Genomic DNA, 18,099 nt, shown 5'->3' with positions numbered 1-18,099 from the left:
AGTTCCTTACCAGGGTCAGCCACGGGAGATCGGAGCTTTGCGCAATTTCAGGATCGCCATTCTGCTGGGAGCGCTGCTGTGCTTGGGCGTCAACACATCGCAAGCCGTCGCGCTACCGGGCGTTCCGGCTGCCGCCGACACGGCAGAGAAACCCGCCGAACCGGAACCGCTGGTGCAGGGTGGTCTGCTCGGGGCGATCAGTACGAGCATCGACGATGTGCAGGAAAAACTCGATCTCAACGAACACCTGGTCGATGCCTGGCGGCTGCGCGCCGACCGCGCGGCGGATGAGGTCGATCGGCTGGTCAAGCAACCGTCGAATCGCTCGGGCTGGAGCGTGGCAGGGGATTTCCTCACGCTGTCGGGAGTCTGGCTGGGCAGTTTCGCCCTGCTCACCGTGCTCGGCAGTCTGTTGGCCAAGCGTCTGCGTGAGGGCCGCTGGTTGCGCACCCGCCAGCGCAGTCAGGATCTGCTCGGCTACGTGCTGCCGTACACCGTGCCGGCGCTGATCTGCCTGCCTTTGACGCTGTATGTCAGCCATTTTCTGCAAGCTTCGGTGGGCCGTGCGCTGGCGCTGTGTCTGGCCTATGCCACCAGCAGCGGTATCTTCTCCACATCGATGTTGTTGTGCGTGGTGGTGATGTTCAACGTCGGGCACAAGCGCGCCGCCGCGCGAATCATCCGTGAATACTGCCCGCGCCCGCTGTTCCTCATCGGCTTTCTCGCCGCGCTCAGCGATGCCCTGACCAGCCCGCAGATCGCCCGGCAACTGGGCGGCAATATCACCAGCAGCATCGCCGTGTTCACCGGGCTGATCGCCTCGGTGATTTTCGGTTTGCTGGTGATTCGCCTGCGCCGGCCCGTGGCGCATCTGATCCGCAATCGCCCGCTCAGTCAGCGTTTGAAACAACCGTCGCTGCAGGAGTCGCTGCGGATATTTTCCGGGCTGTGGTATTGGCCGATCGTGCTGATGGTGCTGGTCTCGGCAGTCAGCCTGATCGGCATCGGCGAGGACAATCAGAAAGCCCTGCGCTGTGCCTTGTTCACCACCGTGCTGCTGATCGCCACAGTGTTTCTCAGCACCGTGTTGCAGCATTTGTTCAAATCACGCAAGGCTGAGGCGATCCAGCGCAGCAGTGCCTACAAGGAACGCTTTCTCAGCCTGTTGCATGCGTTGCTGCGCATCGTCATGGCGATTGTGTTCATCGATATTCTCGGGCGGATCTGGGGCGTGTCGTTGCTCGATTTCGCCCAGAGCAGCACCGTCGGTCGAGCGATCAGCAACGCCTTGAGCAGCATCGGCCTGATCTTCCTGGTGACGTGGCTGCTGTGGGTGGTGCTCGACACGGCGATTCAGGAAGCGCTGAAACCGCCGCTGAGCAAACGCGCGGCACGCCAGCCGAGCACGCGGGTGAAAACCATCCTGCCGCTGCTGCGCAACGCGATCAAAATCATCCTCGTGGTGATCTGCGCGATTACCACCATGGCCAACCTCGGCATCAACGTCGCGCCGCTACTAGCCGGTGCGGGCGTGGTCGGTCTGGCGATCGGTTTCGGTTCGCAGCAACTGGTGCAGGACGTCATCACCGGGTTGTTCATCATCATCGAAGACACCCTGTCGATCGGCGACTGGGTGGTGCTCGATTCCGGCCACGCCGGCACCGTGGAAGGTTTGACCATCCGCACCTTGCGCCTGCGGGACGGCAAGGGTTTTGTGCACTCGGTGCCGTTCGGCCAGATCAAGGCTGTGACCAACCAATCACGCCAGTTCGCCTTCGCATTTTTCTCGGTGCAGTTCACCTACGACACCGATGTCGACAAAGCCATTGAGCTGATTCGCGAGGCCGGTGATTCGATCCGCGAAGACCCGTTCCTCAAGTACAACCTGCAAGGGCCGCTGGATGTGTTTGGCGTGGACAAAATGGACTTGAACGGCGTGGTGTTGACGGCGCAATTTCGCACGGTGTCAGGTGGGCAATATGCGGTGAGCCGCGCGTTCAACCAGCGCTTGAAGAAGCTTGTGGATAACACACCCAATGTGCATTTTGCGCAGACTTATCCACAACAGGTGCTGTTGCCGAAGCGGCAGGAGGAGGGGGCGGTGGTTGCGGATGAGGTACCGCAGGAGTCACGGACCTGACGCCTGTTTGTGTAGAGACAGGGCCGGCGCTTTCGCGAGCAGGCTCGCTCCCACAGGGGCAATGGGATTGGACTGTGGGAGCGAGCCTGCTCGCGAAGACGCCGGTGCGAACACTCTCAATGCCGGATCAGCTTGGCATGCAGTTGTCCCATGGCTATCGGATCCAGCTCTACCCAAACCTGCTGCTTGCCGGCAATCACCGCGGCCACGGACACTCCATCGCGATAAACCAGCCGATTGCTCACCAGCGCCGGCACCTTCGCCCCCGGCAACAAGGTTCCGGCCAGATTCAATGGATCAACTCCGCACACCGCCACCAGGCTGCCGTCCTGCGGGCGGCGGCGTACTTCGCGCAGCAAGGGAATGGCTTCGGGCAAGGCAAACTGCTCGCCAGCCAGACCACTGACAAACCGCCCGCCACGAATCTCGCCCCGCGCCTCCAGACGATGAAAGGTGCGCAGCAATTCCCGCCAGCTCGGCAGCCAGTCCGCTTCGCGTTCGAGCAAGCGCCAGAACACCACGCCGTAGCGGCGCAGCAGGGTCATGGCGACGTGTTCGAGTGTCTCGGCGGCATCGGCTGACGAACCCCGGCGCAGCAATGCCCAGCGCCCGGCATCGTCCATGCCGCCGATAAACGCGCCGCGCCCGCGTCGGCTACTGCGCTGCTGGCGCTTGCTTGCCGGCGTGATCAGCGCGCGCAGACCGGCGAAGCTGTCGGCGTTCACCAAACCTGCGGCGACCAGTTCCTGCAGGGCGATTTCCAGTTCGCTGCGCAGCAGGCGCGCTTCATGAATCAACTCATCGAAAAACAGCGCGCCATGCTGACTCAGCGCCTCGAAGACTTTCTGCGTTTTCGGCGATAACTCACTCACCGGCGTCTGTTCAGCCAACGCACTCCACAAACCCACCTGACTGCGCGGCAGCAGCACGATCGGTGTACTGCGCAATGCCGAGCCGCTGACTTTCTGCCGCGCGCTGATGCGCGTCCACACCAGTTTGCCGTTGCGGCACAGTTCATCCAGCCAGCTCGGCGAATAGTCCTTGAGGCGTGCCGGCAGGATGTCGCTGTCCCACGCCGAAGCTGCCGCCGGGTAGCCTTCGAACTGGCCGACAATCGCCGGCAGCACCGCACTGCCCTGACCTTGGGTGGCCGGCGTCAGATGCTGCCAGTCGAACAGAAAACGCATGAAGTCCTGCAATGCCACCGGTTCGGTTTCCCGGCGCAGGCGCTTGACCGTGTAGCGATGGATGCGCGCCAGCAGATGGCGTTCGCACCATTCTTCAATCGCGCTGTTCGGCGTGAACTGGCCGCGCAATACGTAGCCTTCACGCTCCAATCGGGCGAGGGCCTGACTCACTTGCGCGGCGGGCAGGGCGAGCGGCTCGGTAATGGCTGGCAAAGGGGTCGGCCCAAAGGCGCCGAGGCGGGCGCGGATCACTTCGACCAGCGCCTCATCGAATGTCCACGCTTCGTCGAACCCGGGCAGCGCGACTGCTTCAGTCAGCAGCGTGGCTTGTGGATAAAGTGCCTGCAGGCAACTCAAGCGTTCGCGAGCCAGCCACAACTGATGCTCGGCGTCGATCTGCAACAGGCAGGCGCGGCCGCTGGCCATCAGCGTTTGCAGCCAGTCCGGCCAACCCGCATTGGCGCGGGCTTCGGCATCGCTGATGCAGGCGAGGCTCATCAGCGCTTCATGCATTTCATCCAGGGAGTTGGGCGACGGCCAGGCTTCTTCGCGCACTGCGGTGATCGCATCGGCATCGAGCGCGCCGAGATCATCGGTCGATTGCGGATCGCTCCAGCGTCGATTGATCACCGCTTGCGTGCGGCGTTCCTCCAGCGGCGCGTCGTCGAGAAACGTGTACGGCCGGGCGCTGAGGATTTCTGCCGCCAGTGGCGACGGCGCCGGCAAATCCCGGGCGATCAGGCGCACCTCGCCACGCTCCATGCGCCGCAGCAGGGTCAGCCAGCCTTCGCTGTCCATAGCTTCGTGCAGGCAATCGTCGAGGGTCTGTTCCACCAACGGATGTTCGGGGACTTCGCGCTCGCCGGCGAGGTTTTCCAGGCAGGCGATCTGGTCGGGAAACACGCTGGCGATGAGGTCTTCGCTTTTCATCCGTTGCAGTTGCGGAGCGACTTTGCGCCCGCCGGTAAAACGCGGCAACGCCAGCGCCACCCCGGCATTCCAGCGCCAGCGCACGCCAAACAAGGGCGCATCGAGCACGGCTTGAATAAGGGTGTGTTCGGCGCTGTTGCTGTGCAGGTAACGCCAGACTTCGTCGAGCTCGAAGCTGTGACTGGTGGACAGCGACAGCACGATCGCGTCTTCGCTGGCGGCGGCCTGCAACTCGAAGTTGAAGGTGCGGCAGAAACGCTTGCGCAGGGCCAGGCCCCAGGCGCGGTTGATGCGGCTGCCGAACGGCGTGTGAATGATCAGTTGGGTGCCGCCGGACTCGTCGAAAAACCGTTCCATCAACAGCGTGTCCTGCGAGGGCAGGGCGCCGAGGGTTTGCCGTGCGCGCGCCAGATATTCGACCAGTTGCTCGGCGCTGGCGAGGTTGAGGCCGAGTGTGGTGGTCAGCCAGTCGAGCGCCGGTTGCAGATTCCCGGGCCTGGCGCTGAGCAATTCGTCCAACTGCGCTTGCAGGCGCGCGACGGCCGCCGACAGTTCATCACTGCGCCCCGGCGCTTCGCCGAGCCAGAACGGAATGGTCGGCGGCATGCCCTGCGCATCCTCGACCCGCACCTTGCCGCTTTCCACCCGCAGGATGCGGTACGAGGTATTGCCGAGCTGGAACACATCGCCGGCGATACTTTCCACGGCGAAATCTTCGTTGACGCTGCCGATGTTCAAGCCCTGGGGTTCTAGCAATACGCTGTAGTCGGCGTTGTCCGGGATGGTGCCGCCACTGGTCACGGCGGTCAGTTGCGCGCCCCGCCGGCCACGCAAGGTGCGACTGACGGCGTCGCGGTGCAGGTAGGCGCTGCGGATGCCCTGGCGACCGTTGTAACCCTCGGCGAGCATGCTCAGCAGGGCCTGATAGTGTTTTTCATCGAGGTCGCGATAGGGCCAGGCTCGGCGGAACATCGCCAGCAACGCGTCCTCCGACCATTCCTGGCAACTGACCTCGGCAATGATCTGCTGCGCCAGCACGTCCAGCGGTTTTTCCGGAATGTGCAGCGTATCCAGCTCGCCCCGGCGCACGCAGTCGAGCAGGGCGGCGCACTCGATCAGGTCGTCGCGGGTGGTGGCGAACAAACGCCCCTTGGGGGTGCCGCCGACCTGGTGTCCGGAGCGACCGACTCGTTGCAGAAACGCAGCAATCGAACGCGGTGAACTGATCTGGCAGACCAGGTCGACTTCACCGATATCGATGCCCAGCTCCAGTGATGCAGTGGCGATCAGCACTTGCAGCTCGCCGCGTTTGAGGCGCTGTTCCGCATCGAGGCGAAACTCTTTGGCCAGGCTGCCGTGGTGCGCCGCCACGGCCTGCTTGCCGAGGCGCTCGCTCAGATGCCGGCTGAGGCGTTCGGCAAGGCGTCGGGTGTTGACGAAAATCAGCGTGGTGCGATGCTCGCGGGCGAGTTCGGCGAGGCGCTCATACACCAGTTCCCAGACATCATTGGCCATCACCGCCGACAACGGTACCGGCGGCACCTCGATGCCCAGATCCCGAGGGCGGGCGTGGCCGATGTCGACGATTTCGCAGGGGCGATCGTGACCGACCAGGAACTGCGCCACGGCTTCCACCGGTTTCTGCGTGGCGGACAGGCCGATGCGGGTCAGCGGTTCGGCGCACAACGCTTGCAGCCGTTCAAGGCTCAAGGACAGATGACTGCCGCGCTTGCCGGCGGCCATGGCGTGGATTTCGTCAATGATCACCGTGCGCGTGTTGCCGAGCATCCTGCGCCCGGATTCCGAGCCGAGCAGCACGTACAGCGATTCCGGGGTGGTCACCAGAATATGCGGCGCGCTCTTGCGCATCGCGGCGCGGTCTTTTTGCGGCGTGTCGCCGGTGCGTACGGCGGTGGTGATGGTCAGCTCCGGCAGGCCCATTTCGCGCAATTGCGCGGTAATGCCGGCGAGCGGATTCTGCAGGTTGATCTGGATGTCGTTGGACAGTGCCTTCAACGGCGAGACATAGACCACCAGGGTTTCGGCGGGCAGACCGTCGGGGTGTTCCAGACCACGATGGACAAGCTCATCGAGCACGGCGAGGAACGCGGTCAGGGTTTTGCCGGAGCCAGTGGGCGCGGCGATCAGCGTCGACCGGCGCTGGCGAATCAACGGCCACGCACGGGCCTGAGCGGCGGTGACCGCCGGGAAAGTCTTGTTGAACCAGGCGCTGACGGCGGGGTGAAAACCGGCCAGCGCGCTGTTGGCGGGGAGGGGCAGATTCATGACTGGAGTTATGCGGGCGGGGGCGGGAAGATGCAAGTACCGTTCGGACGCCTTCGCGAGCAGGCTCGCTCCCACCTTGGAATGCGGTCCCCTGTGGGAGCGAGCCTGCTCGCGAAGGGGCCGGCCAGGACGGCGCAAATTCGCGGATCTACACTTTACGGATGACGGTTGCGCACTAAACCCGCAAAATGCAACGATTCCGGCAATTATCGACGACGGTTCCACAAGAACTGTCGCTAAAGCCATCGTTCCAATCAGACTGGGCCTGCTGACTCTATGCGAATGCGCCTTATGTTACTGGGCGGCGGAAATGCCCTTGGGCAGGCGCTGATTCGCCTCGGTGCGGAAGAAGACATCGGTTTCCTCGCCCCCCGCCCGCCCGAAAACGGCTGGGATGCCGCGAGCCTCACCCAATTGCTCGACGACACCCGTCCCGATGCGTTGATCAACCTCGCCTACTATTTCGACTGGTTCCAGGCCGAGAGCGTCAGCGAAAGCCGCATGATCGGCCAGGAACGCGCCATCGAGCGTCTGGCCGAACTGTGCCAGCACCACAACATTGTCCTCGTGCAGCCGTCGAGCTATCGCGTGTTCGACGGCTCACGTGCTACCGCTTACAGCGAAAAAGACGAACCGGTGCCGCTGGGCCTGCGCGGTCAGGCCTTGTGGCGCATCGAGCAAAGTGTGCGCGCGACCTGCCCGCAACATGTACTGCTGCGTTTCGGCTGGCTGCTCGACGACAGCCCGGACGGCACCCTCGGACGCTTCCTCGCCCGCGCGGAAAAACCCGAAGAGTTGCTGCTGGCCGATGATCGGCGCGGCAATCCGACTCCGGTCGATGACGCCGCGCGAGTGATCATCTCCGTGCTCAAGCAACTCGACTGCGCCGCGCCGCTGTGGGGCACTTACCATTACGCCGGCCACGAAGCGACCACACCGCTGGCGCTGGGCCAGGCGATTCTCACCGAAGCACGCAGCCTGCATCCGTTGGCGATCGAAGCACCGACCGCGCAGGCTCACGCCGCGCGCCCGGACGCCGCCGAAGAGCCGCAACATGCAGTGCTGGCCTGCAAGAAAATTCTCCACACTTTCGGGATCAAACCGCGCGCCTGGCGTGCCGCACTCCCGGGTCTACTGGACAGGTTCTACCGACATGGCTGAAGCAACGGTTTTAATCACTGGCGGAGCCGGATTCATCGGCTCGCACCTGACCGATGCCTTGCTCGCCAAGGGCTATGCGGTACGCGTGCTTGACGATTTGTCGACCGGCAAGCGCAGCAACCTGCCGCTGGACAATCCCAAGGTTGAACTGGTGGTCGGCGATGTCGCCGATGCCGCTTTGGTCGCCCGCGCCATGCAAGGTTGCAACGCTGTCGCGCATCTGGCGGCCGTGGCCTCGGTGCAGGCCTCGGTGGACGATCCGGTGAAAACCCATCAGAGCAATTTCATCGGCACCCTGAATGTCTGCGAAGCCATGCGTCTGGCCGGGGTCAAGCGCGTGGTGTATGCCTCCAGCGCGGCGGTGTACGGCAACAATGGCGAGGGCGAGTCGATTGATGAAGACACGCCAAAAGCGCCGCTGACACCCTATGCCTCGGACAAACTGGCCGGTGAGCAATACTTCGATTTCTACCGTCGCCAGCATGGCCTGGAACCGGCAATTTTTCGCTTCTTCAACATCTTCGGCCCACGCCAGGATCCGTCCTCGCCGTATTCCGGGGTGATCAGCATCTTCAGCGAACGCGCCTCGAAGGGTTTGCCGATCACCGTGTTTGGCGATGGCGAGCAGACTCGCGATTTCCTCTATGTCGGTGATCTGGTCGATTTGCTGGTGCAGGCGCTGGAAAAGCCTGATGTACAGGAAGGCGCGGTCAATGTTGGCTGGAATCAGGCGATGAGCCTGAAGCAGATGCTCGAAGCGTTGAAATCAGTGGTCGGTGAACTGCCGCCCGTGAGCTACGGGCCGGCGCGTTCGGGTGATATCCGCCATTCGCGGGCTGACAACCGACGCTTGCTTCAGCGCTTTGAAATGCCGCCGCAGACGCCGATGAGTGTGGGCCTGGCGCGCTTGCTCGGGCGCTCCTGAGAAGCCCCTCACCCTAGCCCTCTCCCAGGGGGAGAGGGAACTGACTGAGGTGTTTGTGAGAAGTACGCCGACTTGCGATACCCAGTCGAACTCAGGTTTTGAACAACACACAAATCGGCTCCCTCTCCCCCGGGAGAGGGCTGGGGTGAGGGGCCCGGGCCTCCAACGCCCCACATGACTCAGCACCAAATGAAAAAGGCGCCCTGCAACAGGCGCCTTTTTCACGGCCGGAATATCGCTATTCCTGTGGCGAGGGAATGTTATTCCCCGATCGACTGCGTACGGTCGTCGTCAGGTCTGTGCCTGCCCGCCACCAAGCCTCATTCACCACCACGTGAACGTTCAGTAAAAAATCGACTTAGAACTTATAGCCCAAACCGACCATGTAGATGAACGGATCGACATCCACATTCACCCGTGCACGGGTGCCCGGTGCGACGGCGTTGTTCTCGACGGTCGCGCGGGTATCGATATCGATATAGCGCACCTGGGCGTTGAGCATGATGTTGTCGGTGATCATGTAGTCGGCGCCGACCTGCCAGGCCAGGCCCCAGGAGTTTTTCGCCTTGAAGTTGCTGAAGCCGTTGGCGCTGGCTTCGCTGCCGACGTGTTCGTCGTAGATCCAGGTGTAGTTGATGCCACCGCCGACATACGGCTGGAAAGCCGATTTCGAATCAAGCGGGTAGTAGACGACGCTGAGGGTCGGCGGCAGGTGTTTCAGGGTGCCGAGCTTGCCGTTGGCGGCGGGCAGGGCGGTGCCCTTGAGCTTGACGTCATGCTCGAACGGCGTGGCTGCCAGCAGCTCGATACCGATGTTGTTGGTGAGCATGTAAGCGAAGTTCAGACCCAGTTGGGTGTCGCTGCTCATGGTCGCCTTGCCGCCCAGATCAGTGCCGCTCAGCGGACCCTGATCGACCTTGACGCTGGAGCTGTCGGCCTTCGGGTTGACGGTGATCGCGCCGGCGCGCACGAGAATGTCACCGGCTTCGTGGGCGTGGGCGAGCGGGGCTGCGAGCGCGAGGGCAAACAGCGAGGCGCTGAGCAAGGACTTGTTCATGGGGGCTCCGAAAGGACATAAAAAATCGATGTCCTAGGGTACGAAGCCGTCTGATACGGTGTTTTGACTCAGCTCAATGAAACAGTGAAGGGGCGGGGTTTTGTGGAACCTTTGAGGGCCTATTCGCGAGCAGGCTCGCTCCCACCTTGGAATGTGATCACCTGTGGGAGCGAGCCTGCTCGCGAAGACGATAGACCAGCCAATACAAAATTACCGGGAATTACTCCGGCAGTTCATACGCATAAATCTTCTCCGCCTCCATCTGATACCCGGCATCGGCCAGCTCACTGCTTGAGGCTTTCACCTGCAACGGTCCTTCGACCCAGTACGGCTGATACAGCTCATCAAGCTTCACGCCCAGTTCGCTTTTCACGTGGACGATCTGGTTCGACGGCGGTGGCGGGACGTGGATGCAGGCGCCGAAATATGGCACCAGCAAGAAGTCCGTGGTGCGCCCCTCTTCGCTGACTTCCAGCGGCACGATGTAACCCGGCAGGCGAATGTTCTGCCCGTCGAGGCTTTTCACTACCGGAGCGTTGGGCATGTCCTGCTTGGCCGCCGGCGCGGACTCGGCAGAGAGTGCGTCGCCCATCTTCGACAGGTCGTGCAGCGGGGTCATGTTCGGCACTTCCGGCGCGGCGTCCGGCGGGATCATTTCCGACCAGGTCAGGTCTCTCGGCGCCGCCGCCCACACGGGCAGGGCGACCAGCATCAGCAGCGCAAGCAGGGCGCGGGGCATGGTGAACATCCTCATAAACGGATCGACAGGCCATCGGCCAATGATTGGCGATACGCGCGCCAGGCCGGCACGCTGCCCATCAGCAGCGCGGCCGCCAGAATGCCACCGAGCAGCGTCCATTCATACTCGCTCGGCCATGCCAGCGGCAGGTATAAACCGTAATTGGCCTGCACGTACCCTTGCGCAGCGGCGATGCCGACGTACAGCAATGCCAGTCCGGCGATGACTCCAGTCAGCGCCAACGCAAAGGCTTCCAGCACCAGCAGGCTTGCGATGTGCCACGGCCGCGCCCCCACCGAACGCAGAATCGCCATCTCGCGGCGACGTTCGTTGAGGCTGGTGAGAATCGCCGTGAGCATGCCGATCAACCCGGTCAGCACAACGAACAGCGAGACCACGAACAAGGCTTTCTCGGCCGTACTCATCAGGCTCCACAATTCCTGCAAGGCCACGCCCGGCAGGATCGCCAGCATCGGTTCGCCACGGTATTCGTTGATCTCGCGCTGCAAGGCGAAGGTGGAAATCTTGCTGTTGAGGCCGAGCATGAACGCGGTGATCGCTTGTGGCGTCAGGTCCATGTTGCGCGCCTGATCAGCGCTGATCCTGCCGTTGCCGCGCGCCGGCACGCCGTTGTGCCAGTCGATGTGGATCGCCTCCATGCCGCCGAGGCTGATGTGCAACGTGCGGTCCACCGGGGTGCCGGTGCGCTGGAGGATGCCGACCACGGTGAACGGTTTGTCGTCGTGCTTGACCAGGCTGATCGCCGCCACGCCGTGGGCCAGTACCAGTTTGTCGCCGAGCTTGTAGTGCAGCGCTTCGGCGACTTCGGCACCGAGCACCACTTCGAAAGGATCGGTGGCAAACGCGCGACCGTCGGCCAGCGCCAGGTGTTGCTGGCGCCCGTACTGGTAGTGCTGGAAATAGGCTTCGGTGGTGCCCATCACGCGATAGCCGCGATGGGAATCGCCTAGGGACATGGGGATTGCCCACTTCACTTTCGGGTTGTTGGCGAAGTGTTCAAAGCTGTCCCAACGGATGTTGTTGGTAGCGTTGCCGATGCGGAACACCGAATACAGCAGCAGGTTTACCGACCCCGAACGAGCGCCGACGATGAGGTCAGTGCCGCTGATGGTGCTGGCGAAACTGGCCTTGGCTTCGGTGCGCACGCGCTCGACGGCGAGCAGCAGGCACACCGACAGGGCAATGGCAAAGGCGGTGAGCAATGCGGTGAAACGGCGGTTGGCCAGGCTGGCCATGGCCAGACGAAACAGATACATCTCAGACCTCGGCGGACGTGGCGGCGCGATTGAGATCGGCCAGGGACAGATGACGGTCGAACAGCGGCGCCAGGCTCTGGTCATGGCTGACGAACAACAGACTCGATCCGGCCTCGCGGCACTCGGCAAACAGCAGGCGAATGAAGTTTTCGCGGGCGTCGTAATCCAGCGCCGAGGTCGGTTCGTCGGCGATCACCAGCTCCGGTTGGCCGATCAATGCGCGTGCGGCGGCGACCCGTTGTTGCTGGCCGATCGACAGCGAGTCGGCGCGGCGGCTGAGGATGCTTTCGTCTTTCAGACCCAAGTGCGCGAGCAACGTGGCGGCGGCTTGATCGACGCTGCCGTGGCGCTGTTTCGCCCGTTGCGCACGCAGTTTTGAAAAATGACACGGCAACTCAACGTTCTCGCGCACCGAGAGAAACGGCAGCAGGTTGAATTGCTGGAAAATGTAGCCAGTGTGATCGACACGAAACGTATCGCGCTTGCCGGCAGAAAGCTCGGTCAGCTCCTGGCCGAGCAGGCGAATGCTGCCGCGATTGGGCTTCTGCACCCCGCCAAGCAGGCCGAGCAGGGTGGTCTTGCCGCTGCCGCTGGGGCCTTTGAGAAACAGGGTTTCGCCGGCTTCCAGACGAAACGCCGAGATGTCCAGCAGCGGCGGGTGACCGGGCCAGTTGAAGCCAAGGTCGGAAAGTTCGATGAGTGCTTGGGTCATGGCACCGATTTTCATGAAGTGAACACATAACCCTGTGGGAGCGAGCCTGCTCGCGAAAGCGCTGGGTCAGACACCCACCTGTCAACTGACACGCCGCCTTCGCGAGCAGGCTCGCTCCCACAGGGGATTTCGGTGGATCCTAGAATTTCAGCGCAGCCGATTTCGCCGTCACTTCGGTACCTTGCTGGCCGGTCGCGCTGATCAGTTGTACCTGAATCTTCTGCGTCGCCGGGAAGGTCTTGAAGATGTTCGTCAGGTTCAGCGTGCTCAGCGCGCCCGGTGTGGCGCAGCTGAATTGGTAATGCGCATGGATTTCGCTGTGGTCGTGGTGATGCTCGTGACCGTCCTTGTCCGCTTCATCTTCGTCGTGATCGTCGGCGTCCGGCTTGTCGCCGAACAGCGGGCTTTCCAGTTCCTGGCTGACCACCTTGCAGCCGGCCGCAGCGGGCAGGCTGAACAGGGCCAATGGTTTTTCCAGCTGCGCACGAGCGGCAGCGACTTTGGCCTTGTCGGCATCCGACGTCGCGGCGTGTTCAAAACCCACCAGATTCATCGCCGGGCTTTCCAGCTCCAGCTCCAGGGTCTGACCGTCGAGCGCGGCATTCAGACGACCCACACCATGTTCGTGAGCGCCGAGGCTGCCGTGCTCATGATCGTGATCGTGATCGTGCTCATCCACCGCATGAGCAGCGGCCAGCGGCAACAGGGCAAACGGCAAAGCGAGCAACAGACGACGCATGACGGACTCCGAGAAAAATGAAAAGTTTGTTATGTAATCTTATAACGAAAGTGCGCAGAGTGTGCCCGTGCGCTTGAGATTGCGCAAGACATGGCTAAGCACCGCCCGGGATGAGTTCGCGGGCGGTGCTGGGATTGGATGTCATGCTTGCAGAATCAGAAGCCTGCGCCGGGATAGTCGAACCAATAGTGTCCCGAAAGAACATCGTTGATCAGATTTGCGTCGAGCACGCTCGGGGCATCGCGACTGAAACGCTGTCGCCAAGCCGGAAGCCACCAGTAGTTGATGGCTGTTCCGCGCGGAAATACCACCAGAGTCAGCACCTCCTTATCCATTTTGCCCTGCGTGTAGAGTTGATGACTGCGATCCATCAGGGCCATGTACTGGTCGATTGGCAGTCTGAACATAAGTGCCATGGTGAAGATTTTTTCACTCTGACTGAACGCCGGACTCTGCAGTACCCGCAATGCTTCGCAAGTGTGTGAATTCGGTTGACTCGCTATGCTCTGGCCTTCGGGGGTTGAAAGTATGTCGAAACGATCATCCATGTCTCGCCAGTCGGTCCGGCTATTGCGCTCAAAGTAATCACGAATAACAAGGGTCAGTGGACCTGCAGTTTCCCCGTCAGCGGGACAAGCCGAAAGATCGGCAGGCAACCAGATGCGCCATGCCACGATGAGCAAAAACGGAATTATGAGGAGGAGCGAATAAGGGCGTTTCATTGTGGCGTGCTGTGTTTGTAGCGTCGGAAAATAGTGAAGTCATGGTCGCTGGGATTTGCATTGCCGGTCGCATGGCGAAAACCTGCGTCGTTAACTTCAACTTTTTCCCACCCTGCAGAAATGCATACGCCCTTCGTTAGAACGAAGCCGACATGGCCGCTGGCGTCGGAATAATTCATTGCGTAAGCGCCGACGTCCCCGGGCAACGGCGTGCGCTCGACTTTCCAGCTGTTGAGCAATCGTTGTCCATTCGCCCATTCACCCGCGAGCGGAGGACTAACCTTGGAGAAATATGGCAGGTATTTCGATTTGCCATGTTCAATCAACGCCACGTTGACCCCAATTGCGGTCAGCACGTCGTAGACGAACAGATTGCATTTATTTGTGTTTGGTGGAAATTCCACGCTCTGGCTGAGAGTAGGGTGTGGCAGCGACTTTTTGCTTTTATTCCCTGCCCACTGTGTTGATCCCCGGTGTGACAGCGCCTCCATCAGTATCCTGCGCGGCATGTCCTGAATGACGACTTTCACCGTTCGGGTTTCATTTGTACGTTTCACACCATGTTCGACTTCGTAGAATGCGTCGTTCGAGACAGCGCCGCTGGTCGTTAGCGGGACTTTTACCCACGGTGATATCGCTACGATCGAAAGAGACTTCCCTGGATTCAACGTAGCAGTGTGCATACCTTTTTTTGTACCGGAGTTCCCCACAATCTGAACCGTCACTTCGTGGGTGTCTCGGGTTTTGATCGACGGTAGTTCCTTGCCCGCGAGCGTTATAGCGATCTGGCCGTTTTTGGATATCAATGAATAAATGCGAGGCCTGTCATCGTTTTGAACGATGTTGTCATCTACGACCTGACCGTCGATAAGCAGCTGAAATTTTACGCCTGGCGGTGGCTGCATCAGAAAGTCTTTAAAGATGAGTTTGATTTCCGATTTCATGACAAATCCTGTGTCAGGGGCTCTTCATAGGCATAGAAAGTCCATTCGGAATCTTCCCCTACCAACAGGGTGTCGTAATCCGAAGCGTTTTTTACCGGGTGTTCGCAGCCTTCGCCTGTGAGGTTGCAAGTGCTGTCTTGTAAAACGGCAACCTTCGCCTTGTCCTTGAGTTTGTAAGCCAAACCTGGCTTTTCCGTGTCATCAAGGCGTTCGATGATGACCTGCAAGTAGCGATAAGAGGTCAGGGCAGCAATCGGTGGCCCCATGTCAATTGGAGCGGGCCGGCCAATTCCTGCGAAACCACTGTGTTGCTGAGTGAGCAGCTTATTGGTCATGGGCGGACAACCGCAGGCGACGTAGTCACCCTCTAGCGCAGCTGGTCCGGCAGGTAAAATCAGCGTTCTTTCACCCACTGCTACGATGGGGCCTTTGCCAGGCCCACAGACCGGACAACTGGCGAGTTGTCCAATGGAAGCGATTATTCTTCCTTCGATATTGAGGTTCTCATTTCCTTCAAGTATCACGCCACCTGTAGAGGTCGGGCCTCCTTTAGAGGCCAGTTTTCGTCCTGAAGACATTGGGAATCCTTCCCGCAAAAAGAGATTAATTTAGCCGATCAACCGGGAATTACCAGATGTGTTTGGCGCCCTTTACTTGGCGTTGCACAAGTCCCGTGGGAGCATGCAGGTCAGAAAAGTGCAGGAGCGAACTTGATGTTGCGGATACGCGGAACGGTCGGCGAGGTGCCGGTGGATTTGACGGTGGAGCTGGATGACAGCGATTGGGCCAGGCTGGGTTCGGCGCTGAGCGGGCAGGCGCCGGTCGCGCAGTCCGAGGCAGTGGCGTCGGCCCCGGCGGCGAAGCCGGTGAATCAGGACGATGCGCTGTGGCAGGTGGCCAAAGACTTGCTGCGTAAGGCCGGGCAACTCAGTGGACCGGATCTGCTCGATCAACTGGAAGCGCTCACCGGCAGTGCGGCAGCGGGCAAGCGTTTGCTCGTGCGTCTGCGCCACAGTTCCGATGTGAAAGTGGCGAGCGGCGGGGATACGCCGCTCTATAGCTGGATCGGGTAAGGCCTTAATACAGCGCCGCAAACACTTTGCGACGGTAAGCCGTCACCAACGGATGATCATTGCCCAGCAGTTCGAACACCTGCAGCAAGGTCTTGTGCGGCAAGCCTTCGCCGTAGCTGCGGTTGCGGATGAATAGCTTCAGCAAGGCGTCCAGCGCCGCTTCGTATTGCTGGCGCGCCAGTTGCTGGATCGCCAGTTGGTACACCGCTTCATCATCCTGCGGATTTTGCGCCAGGCGGCTTTTCAGGTCGGCGGCGTCCGGCAGGTCGCGGGCGAGGCCGAGGAACTGGATCTGCGCCTTGGCCCCAGCGAGTGCGGCTTTGTGCTCATCGCTCTTGACCGCGTCGAGCACGGTTTGCGCTTCGCCCAGCTCACCGCGCTCGGTCAGGCAGCGTGCGTAAAGGATCAGCGCCCTGGCGTTGGTATTGTCTTCATTGAGCAGGGTCACCAGCACCGCTTCCGCCTCGGCGAAGTGGCCTTCGTCGAACATCGCCTGAGCCTGTTCGAACGGGTCGGCAGCGGCCGGTGGCGGCATCTGCACATGCGGTTCGAGCAGGGCGCGCACGGCGGATTCCGGTTGTGCCCCGGCAAAGCCGTCGACCGGCTGACCATCCTTGAACAGCACCACGGTCGGCAGGCTGCGGATGCCGAAGCGGGCGACGATGTCCTGCTCGATGTCGCAGTTGACCTTGGCCAGCAGCAACTCGCCCTGATAGCTCTCGGCAATGCCTTGCAACATCGGCATCAACGCCTTGCACGGCGCACACCATTCGGCCCAGAAATCCACCAGCACCGGTTTGTTGAAGGAGGCTTCGATCACCGACTGGTCGAAATCGGCAGTCGTGGCGTCGAAGATGTACGGCGTTTGCTCACTCATGGGGGATCTCGTCAAAGCGTGGATGGGGCAACTATAAGGCTTGGTGGGGGTGGCCGGAAGCGGGGCGGGTCGAGAGGTGTGTTGCATGGGCGGACGCCTTCGCGAGCAGGCTCGCTCCCACAGGGGATTTATGAACGACACAGATCCAGTGTGGGAGCGAGCCTGCTCGCGAAGCTTTTAGCTAGCGCCGTGCATGGTAGAGGCTGACATGTCTGAATTCTTCGGGCTCGGCCAGATCGGGGAGGGTCATCGCCTCCAGCATCTCGATCCGTTCATACAACGGATGCCGAAAATCCCGCACCCGTGAATCCGCCACCAGCGCCTCGCGTCCGCGACTGAGAAACGCGTCGAGCAGCGGCAAGTTCGCCCGGTCGTACAACACGTCGGCGACCAGGATCAGATCGAAGCGATCGGCCTCGGCAAAGAAGTCCGTCGAGTAGCTCATCTGCACATTGTTGAGCTCGGCGTTCGCCTTGCACGCGGAAATCGCCAGCGGATCGAGATCGCAGGCCACCACTTCCAGCGCTCCGGCCTTGACCGCTGCGATCCCGGCGATCCCGGAACCGGCGCCGAAATCCAGCACGCGCTTGCCGCGCACCCACTCTGGAAACTGTGCCAGATAACGCGCCACGGCCAAGCCGCTGGCCCAGCAAAAGCTCCAATAGGGCGGTTCATGCAGGATGCGCTGGGTTTCTTCCTGGCTGAATTCGCGGGCCATGTTGTCACCGTCGATCAGCCACAGCTGCAAATCGGTGCCGGGCAACGCGCAGGCTTTCAGTCTGGCGTCGCCGAGCAATTCCCCCAAGGCCTGTTGCAGGTCGAGCGGTGCTGTCATGGCGCTTTGACGAATTGCAGCTGGCCCAAAGCCTGAGTGGTCGGTTGAGTGATGGTCTGCGACGGCAGGTGCAGGATCAATTGCCCGGACTGGCTGGCGCGACCGCGCAGCTCGACCCGTGCGCCGGCCGGAAACGCCTCGGGGTTGAACCGCAGGTGGAACGGCAGAATCTGGTTGTTGCCGATCAGGCTGGAACTGGCGAGCAGTTGCTGTGGGCGGTCCTTTTCATCGATCACCAGCAGCGCCAGTTCGACTTCGGCGCCGGCCGGCACCCCTTGCAGGCTGCCGCTCAATTCGCGCTGATGCGCCGGCAGCGGGCCGAGTTCGGCAGCCTCTTTGGCTTTTTTCTGCGCCTGCTGCGGCGCGGGGCCTGGCGTCGGCGGTTGCGGCTTGGGTGCGTCGCTGCCACAGGCCACCAGCAGGCTGAAAAGACTGAGCAGAACGAGCGGACGTAACGGCATTGGAGGCTCCGGCAGAATGAATTCCATGGATCAG

Annotated in this window: 16 protein-coding genes; 4 read left to right on the top strand and 12 right to left on the bottom strand. The window is 61.4% G+C overall.

What is annotated here, in order from left to right; translation table 11 throughout:
• Positions 1-37 precede the first annotated feature (37 nt).
• A complete protein-coding gene (locus tag AC0Z5Z_RS15470) occupies positions 38-2,140 on the top strand; it encodes a mechanosensitive ion channel family protein (protein ID WP_256810178.1) in 2,103 nt (700 codons plus the stop codon).
• 116 nt (positions 2,141-2,256) lie between these two features.
• Here the strand turns inward: AC0Z5Z_RS15470 and AC0Z5Z_RS15465 are convergent, their stop codons facing one another.
• A complete protein-coding gene (locus AC0Z5Z_RS15465; protein WP_485611282.1) occupies positions 2,257-6,543 on the bottom strand; it encodes a DEAD/DEAH box helicase in 4,287 nt (1,428 codons plus the stop codon).
• A 276-nt stretch (positions 6,544-6,819) separates the two neighbouring features.
• On the opposite strand from AC0Z5Z_RS15465, the gene AC0Z5Z_RS15460 reads away from it, so the two are divergent.
• Both AC0Z5Z_RS15460 and AC0Z5Z_RS15455 read left to right on the top strand, forming a co-directional pair.
• Complete coding sequence (locus AC0Z5Z_RS15460) at positions 6,820-7,704, top strand: sugar nucleotide-binding protein (protein ID WP_095181938.1); 885 nt, start codon at positions 6,820-6,822, stop codon at positions 7,702-7,704.
• Entirely contained in the window at positions 7,697-8,629 is a 933-nt protein-coding gene (locus tag AC0Z5Z_RS15455) for an NAD-dependent epimerase/dehydratase family protein (protein WP_485611281.1), read from the top strand. The genes AC0Z5Z_RS15460 and AC0Z5Z_RS15455 overlap by 8 nt, the downstream gene beginning before the upstream one ends.
• 358 nt (positions 8,630-8,987) lie before the next feature.
• Here the strand turns inward: AC0Z5Z_RS15455 and AC0Z5Z_RS15450 are convergent, their stop codons facing one another.
• The 8 genes from AC0Z5Z_RS15450 to AC0Z5Z_RS15415 all read right to left on the bottom strand — a co-directional run bounded on the left by AC0Z5Z_RS15450 (position 8,988) and on the right by AC0Z5Z_RS15415 (position 15,397).
• A complete protein-coding gene (locus tag AC0Z5Z_RS15450; protein ID WP_150638354.1) occupies positions 8,988-9,686 on the bottom strand; it encodes an OmpW/AlkL family protein in 699 nt (232 codons plus the stop codon).
• A 220-nt stretch (positions 9,687-9,906) separates the two neighbouring features.
• Positions 9,907-10,425, bottom strand: coding sequence for a DUF3299 domain-containing protein (locus tag AC0Z5Z_RS15445; protein ID WP_056790810.1), 519 nt, complete (start codon positions 10,423-10,425; stop codon positions 9,907-9,909).
• Between the two features lie 11 nt (positions 10,426-10,436).
• On the bottom strand, positions 10,437-11,702 hold the full coding sequence (locus AC0Z5Z_RS15440; RefSeq protein ID WP_056790749.1) for an ABC transporter permease: 1,266 nt from the start codon (positions 11,700-11,702) through the stop codon (positions 10,437-10,439).
• A 1-nt stretch (position 11,703) separates the two neighbouring features.
• Entirely contained in the window at positions 11,704-12,414 is a 711-nt protein-coding gene (locus AC0Z5Z_RS15435) for an ABC transporter ATP-binding protein (protein ID WP_236168763.1), read from the bottom strand.
• Positions 12,415-12,553: 139 nt separating this feature from the next.
• Complete coding sequence (locus AC0Z5Z_RS15430) at positions 12,554-13,153, bottom strand: DUF2796 domain-containing protein (RefSeq protein WP_485611280.1); 600 nt, start codon at positions 13,151-13,153, stop codon at positions 12,554-12,556.
• A 155-nt stretch (positions 13,154-13,308) separates the two neighbouring features.
• Positions 13,309-13,875, bottom strand: a complete 567-nt coding sequence (locus tag AC0Z5Z_RS15425; protein WP_024014498.1) for a hypothetical protein — start codon at positions 13,873-13,875, stop codon at positions 13,309-13,311.
• Positions 13,872-14,819: a CHAP domain-containing protein gene (locus AC0Z5Z_RS15420; RefSeq protein ID WP_485611279.1), complete on the bottom strand. Its 948-nt coding sequence runs from the start codon at positions 14,817-14,819 to the stop codon at positions 13,872-13,874. Before AC0Z5Z_RS15420 ends, AC0Z5Z_RS15425 begins: the two co-directional genes overlap by 4 nt.
• On the bottom strand, positions 14,816-15,397 hold the full coding sequence (locus AC0Z5Z_RS15415; RefSeq protein WP_225930982.1) for a PAAR domain-containing protein: 582 nt from the start codon (positions 15,395-15,397) through the stop codon (positions 14,816-14,818). Before AC0Z5Z_RS15415 ends, AC0Z5Z_RS15420 begins: the two co-directional genes overlap by 4 nt.
• Positions 15,398-15,532: 135 nt before the next feature.
• On the opposite strand from AC0Z5Z_RS15415, the gene AC0Z5Z_RS15410 reads away from it, so the two are divergent.
• Entirely contained in the window at positions 15,533-15,892 is a 360-nt protein-coding gene (locus AC0Z5Z_RS15410; RefSeq protein ID WP_485611278.1) for a hypothetical protein, read from the top strand.
• 4 nt (positions 15,893-15,896) lie between these two features.
• On the opposite strand, the gene trxA is transcribed toward AC0Z5Z_RS15410, so the two are convergent.
• The 3 genes from trxA to AC0Z5Z_RS15395 form a co-directional block, all read right to left on the bottom strand.
• On the bottom strand, positions 15,897-16,769 hold the full coding sequence (gene trxA / locus AC0Z5Z_RS15405; protein WP_336342507.1) for a thioredoxin: 873 nt from the start codon (positions 16,767-16,769) through the stop codon (positions 15,897-15,899).
• 181 nt (positions 16,770-16,950) lie between these two features.
• The gene (locus tag AC0Z5Z_RS15400) at positions 16,951-17,604 is read right to left on the bottom strand and encodes a class I SAM-dependent methyltransferase (protein ID WP_485611277.1); all 654 of its coding nucleotides are present in this window, start codon (positions 17,602-17,604) and stop codon (positions 16,951-16,953) included.
• Complete coding sequence (locus tag AC0Z5Z_RS15395; protein ID WP_024014493.1) at positions 17,601-18,065, bottom strand: YbaY family lipoprotein; 465 nt, start codon at positions 18,063-18,065, stop codon at positions 17,601-17,603. The genes AC0Z5Z_RS15400 and AC0Z5Z_RS15395 overlap by 4 nt, the downstream gene beginning before the upstream one ends.
• Positions 18,066-18,099: the final 34 nt, after the last annotated feature.

It is taken from the genome of Pseudomonas sp. 1L-E-NC-VB-C3 (assembly GCF_057291535.1).
Note: the sequence above shows the minus strand (reverse complement) of the source record. Positions and strands in the feature narration are given on the sequence as shown.

Coding starts and splice junctions, on each gene's coding strand:
- AC0Z5Z_RS15465 (WP_485611282.1), bottom strand. CDS start 6,543: ATGAATCTGCCCCTCCCCGCCAACAGCGCGCTGGCCGGTTTTCACCCC.
- AC0Z5Z_RS15400 (WP_485611277.1), bottom strand. CDS start 17,604: ATGACAGCACCGCTCGACCTGCAACAGGCCTTGGGGGAATTGCTCGGC.
- AC0Z5Z_RS15435 (WP_236168763.1), bottom strand. CDS start 12,414: ATGACCCAAGCACTCATCGAACTTTCCGACCTTGGCTTCAACTGGCCC.
- AC0Z5Z_RS15395 (WP_024014493.1), bottom strand. CDS start 18,065: ATGCCGTTACGTCCGCTCGTTCTGCTCAGTCTTTTCAGCCTGCTGGTG.
- AC0Z5Z_RS15420 (WP_485611279.1), bottom strand. CDS start 14,819: ATGAAATCGGAAATCAAACTCATCTTTAAAGACTTTCTGATGCAGCCA.
- AC0Z5Z_RS15460 (WP_095181938.1), top strand. CDS start 6,820: ATGCGAATGCGCCTTATGTTACTGGGCGGCGGAAATGCCCTTGGGCAG.
- AC0Z5Z_RS15410 (WP_485611278.1), top strand. CDS start 15,533: ATGTTGCGGATACGCGGAACGGTCGGCGAGGTGCCGGTGGATTTGACG.
- AC0Z5Z_RS15425 (WP_024014498.1), bottom strand. CDS start 13,875: ATGAAACGCCCTTATTCGCTCCTCCTCATAATTCCGTTTTTGCTCATC.
- AC0Z5Z_RS15445 (WP_056790810.1), bottom strand. CDS start 10,425: ATGCCCCGCGCCCTGCTTGCGCTGCTGATGCTGGTCGCCCTGCCCGTG.
- AC0Z5Z_RS15440 (WP_056790749.1), bottom strand. CDS start 11,702: ATGTATCTGTTTCGTCTGGCCATGGCCAGCCTGGCCAACCGCCGTTTC.
- AC0Z5Z_RS15415 (WP_225930982.1), bottom strand. CDS start 15,397: ATGTCTTCAGGACGAAAACTGGCCTCTAAAGGAGGCCCGACCTCTACA.
- trxA (WP_336342507.1), bottom strand. CDS start 16,769: ATGAGTGAGCAAACGCCGTACATCTTCGACGCCACGACTGCCGATTTC.
- AC0Z5Z_RS15450 (WP_150638354.1), bottom strand. CDS start 9,686: ATGAACAAGTCCTTGCTCAGCGCCTCGCTGTTTGCCCTCGCGCTCGCA.
- AC0Z5Z_RS15430 (WP_485611280.1), bottom strand. CDS start 13,153: ATGCGTCGTCTGTTGCTCGCTTTGCCGTTTGCCCTGTTGCCGCTGGCC.
- AC0Z5Z_RS15455 (WP_485611281.1), top strand. CDS start 7,697: ATGGCTGAAGCAACGGTTTTAATCACTGGCGGAGCCGGATTCATCGGC.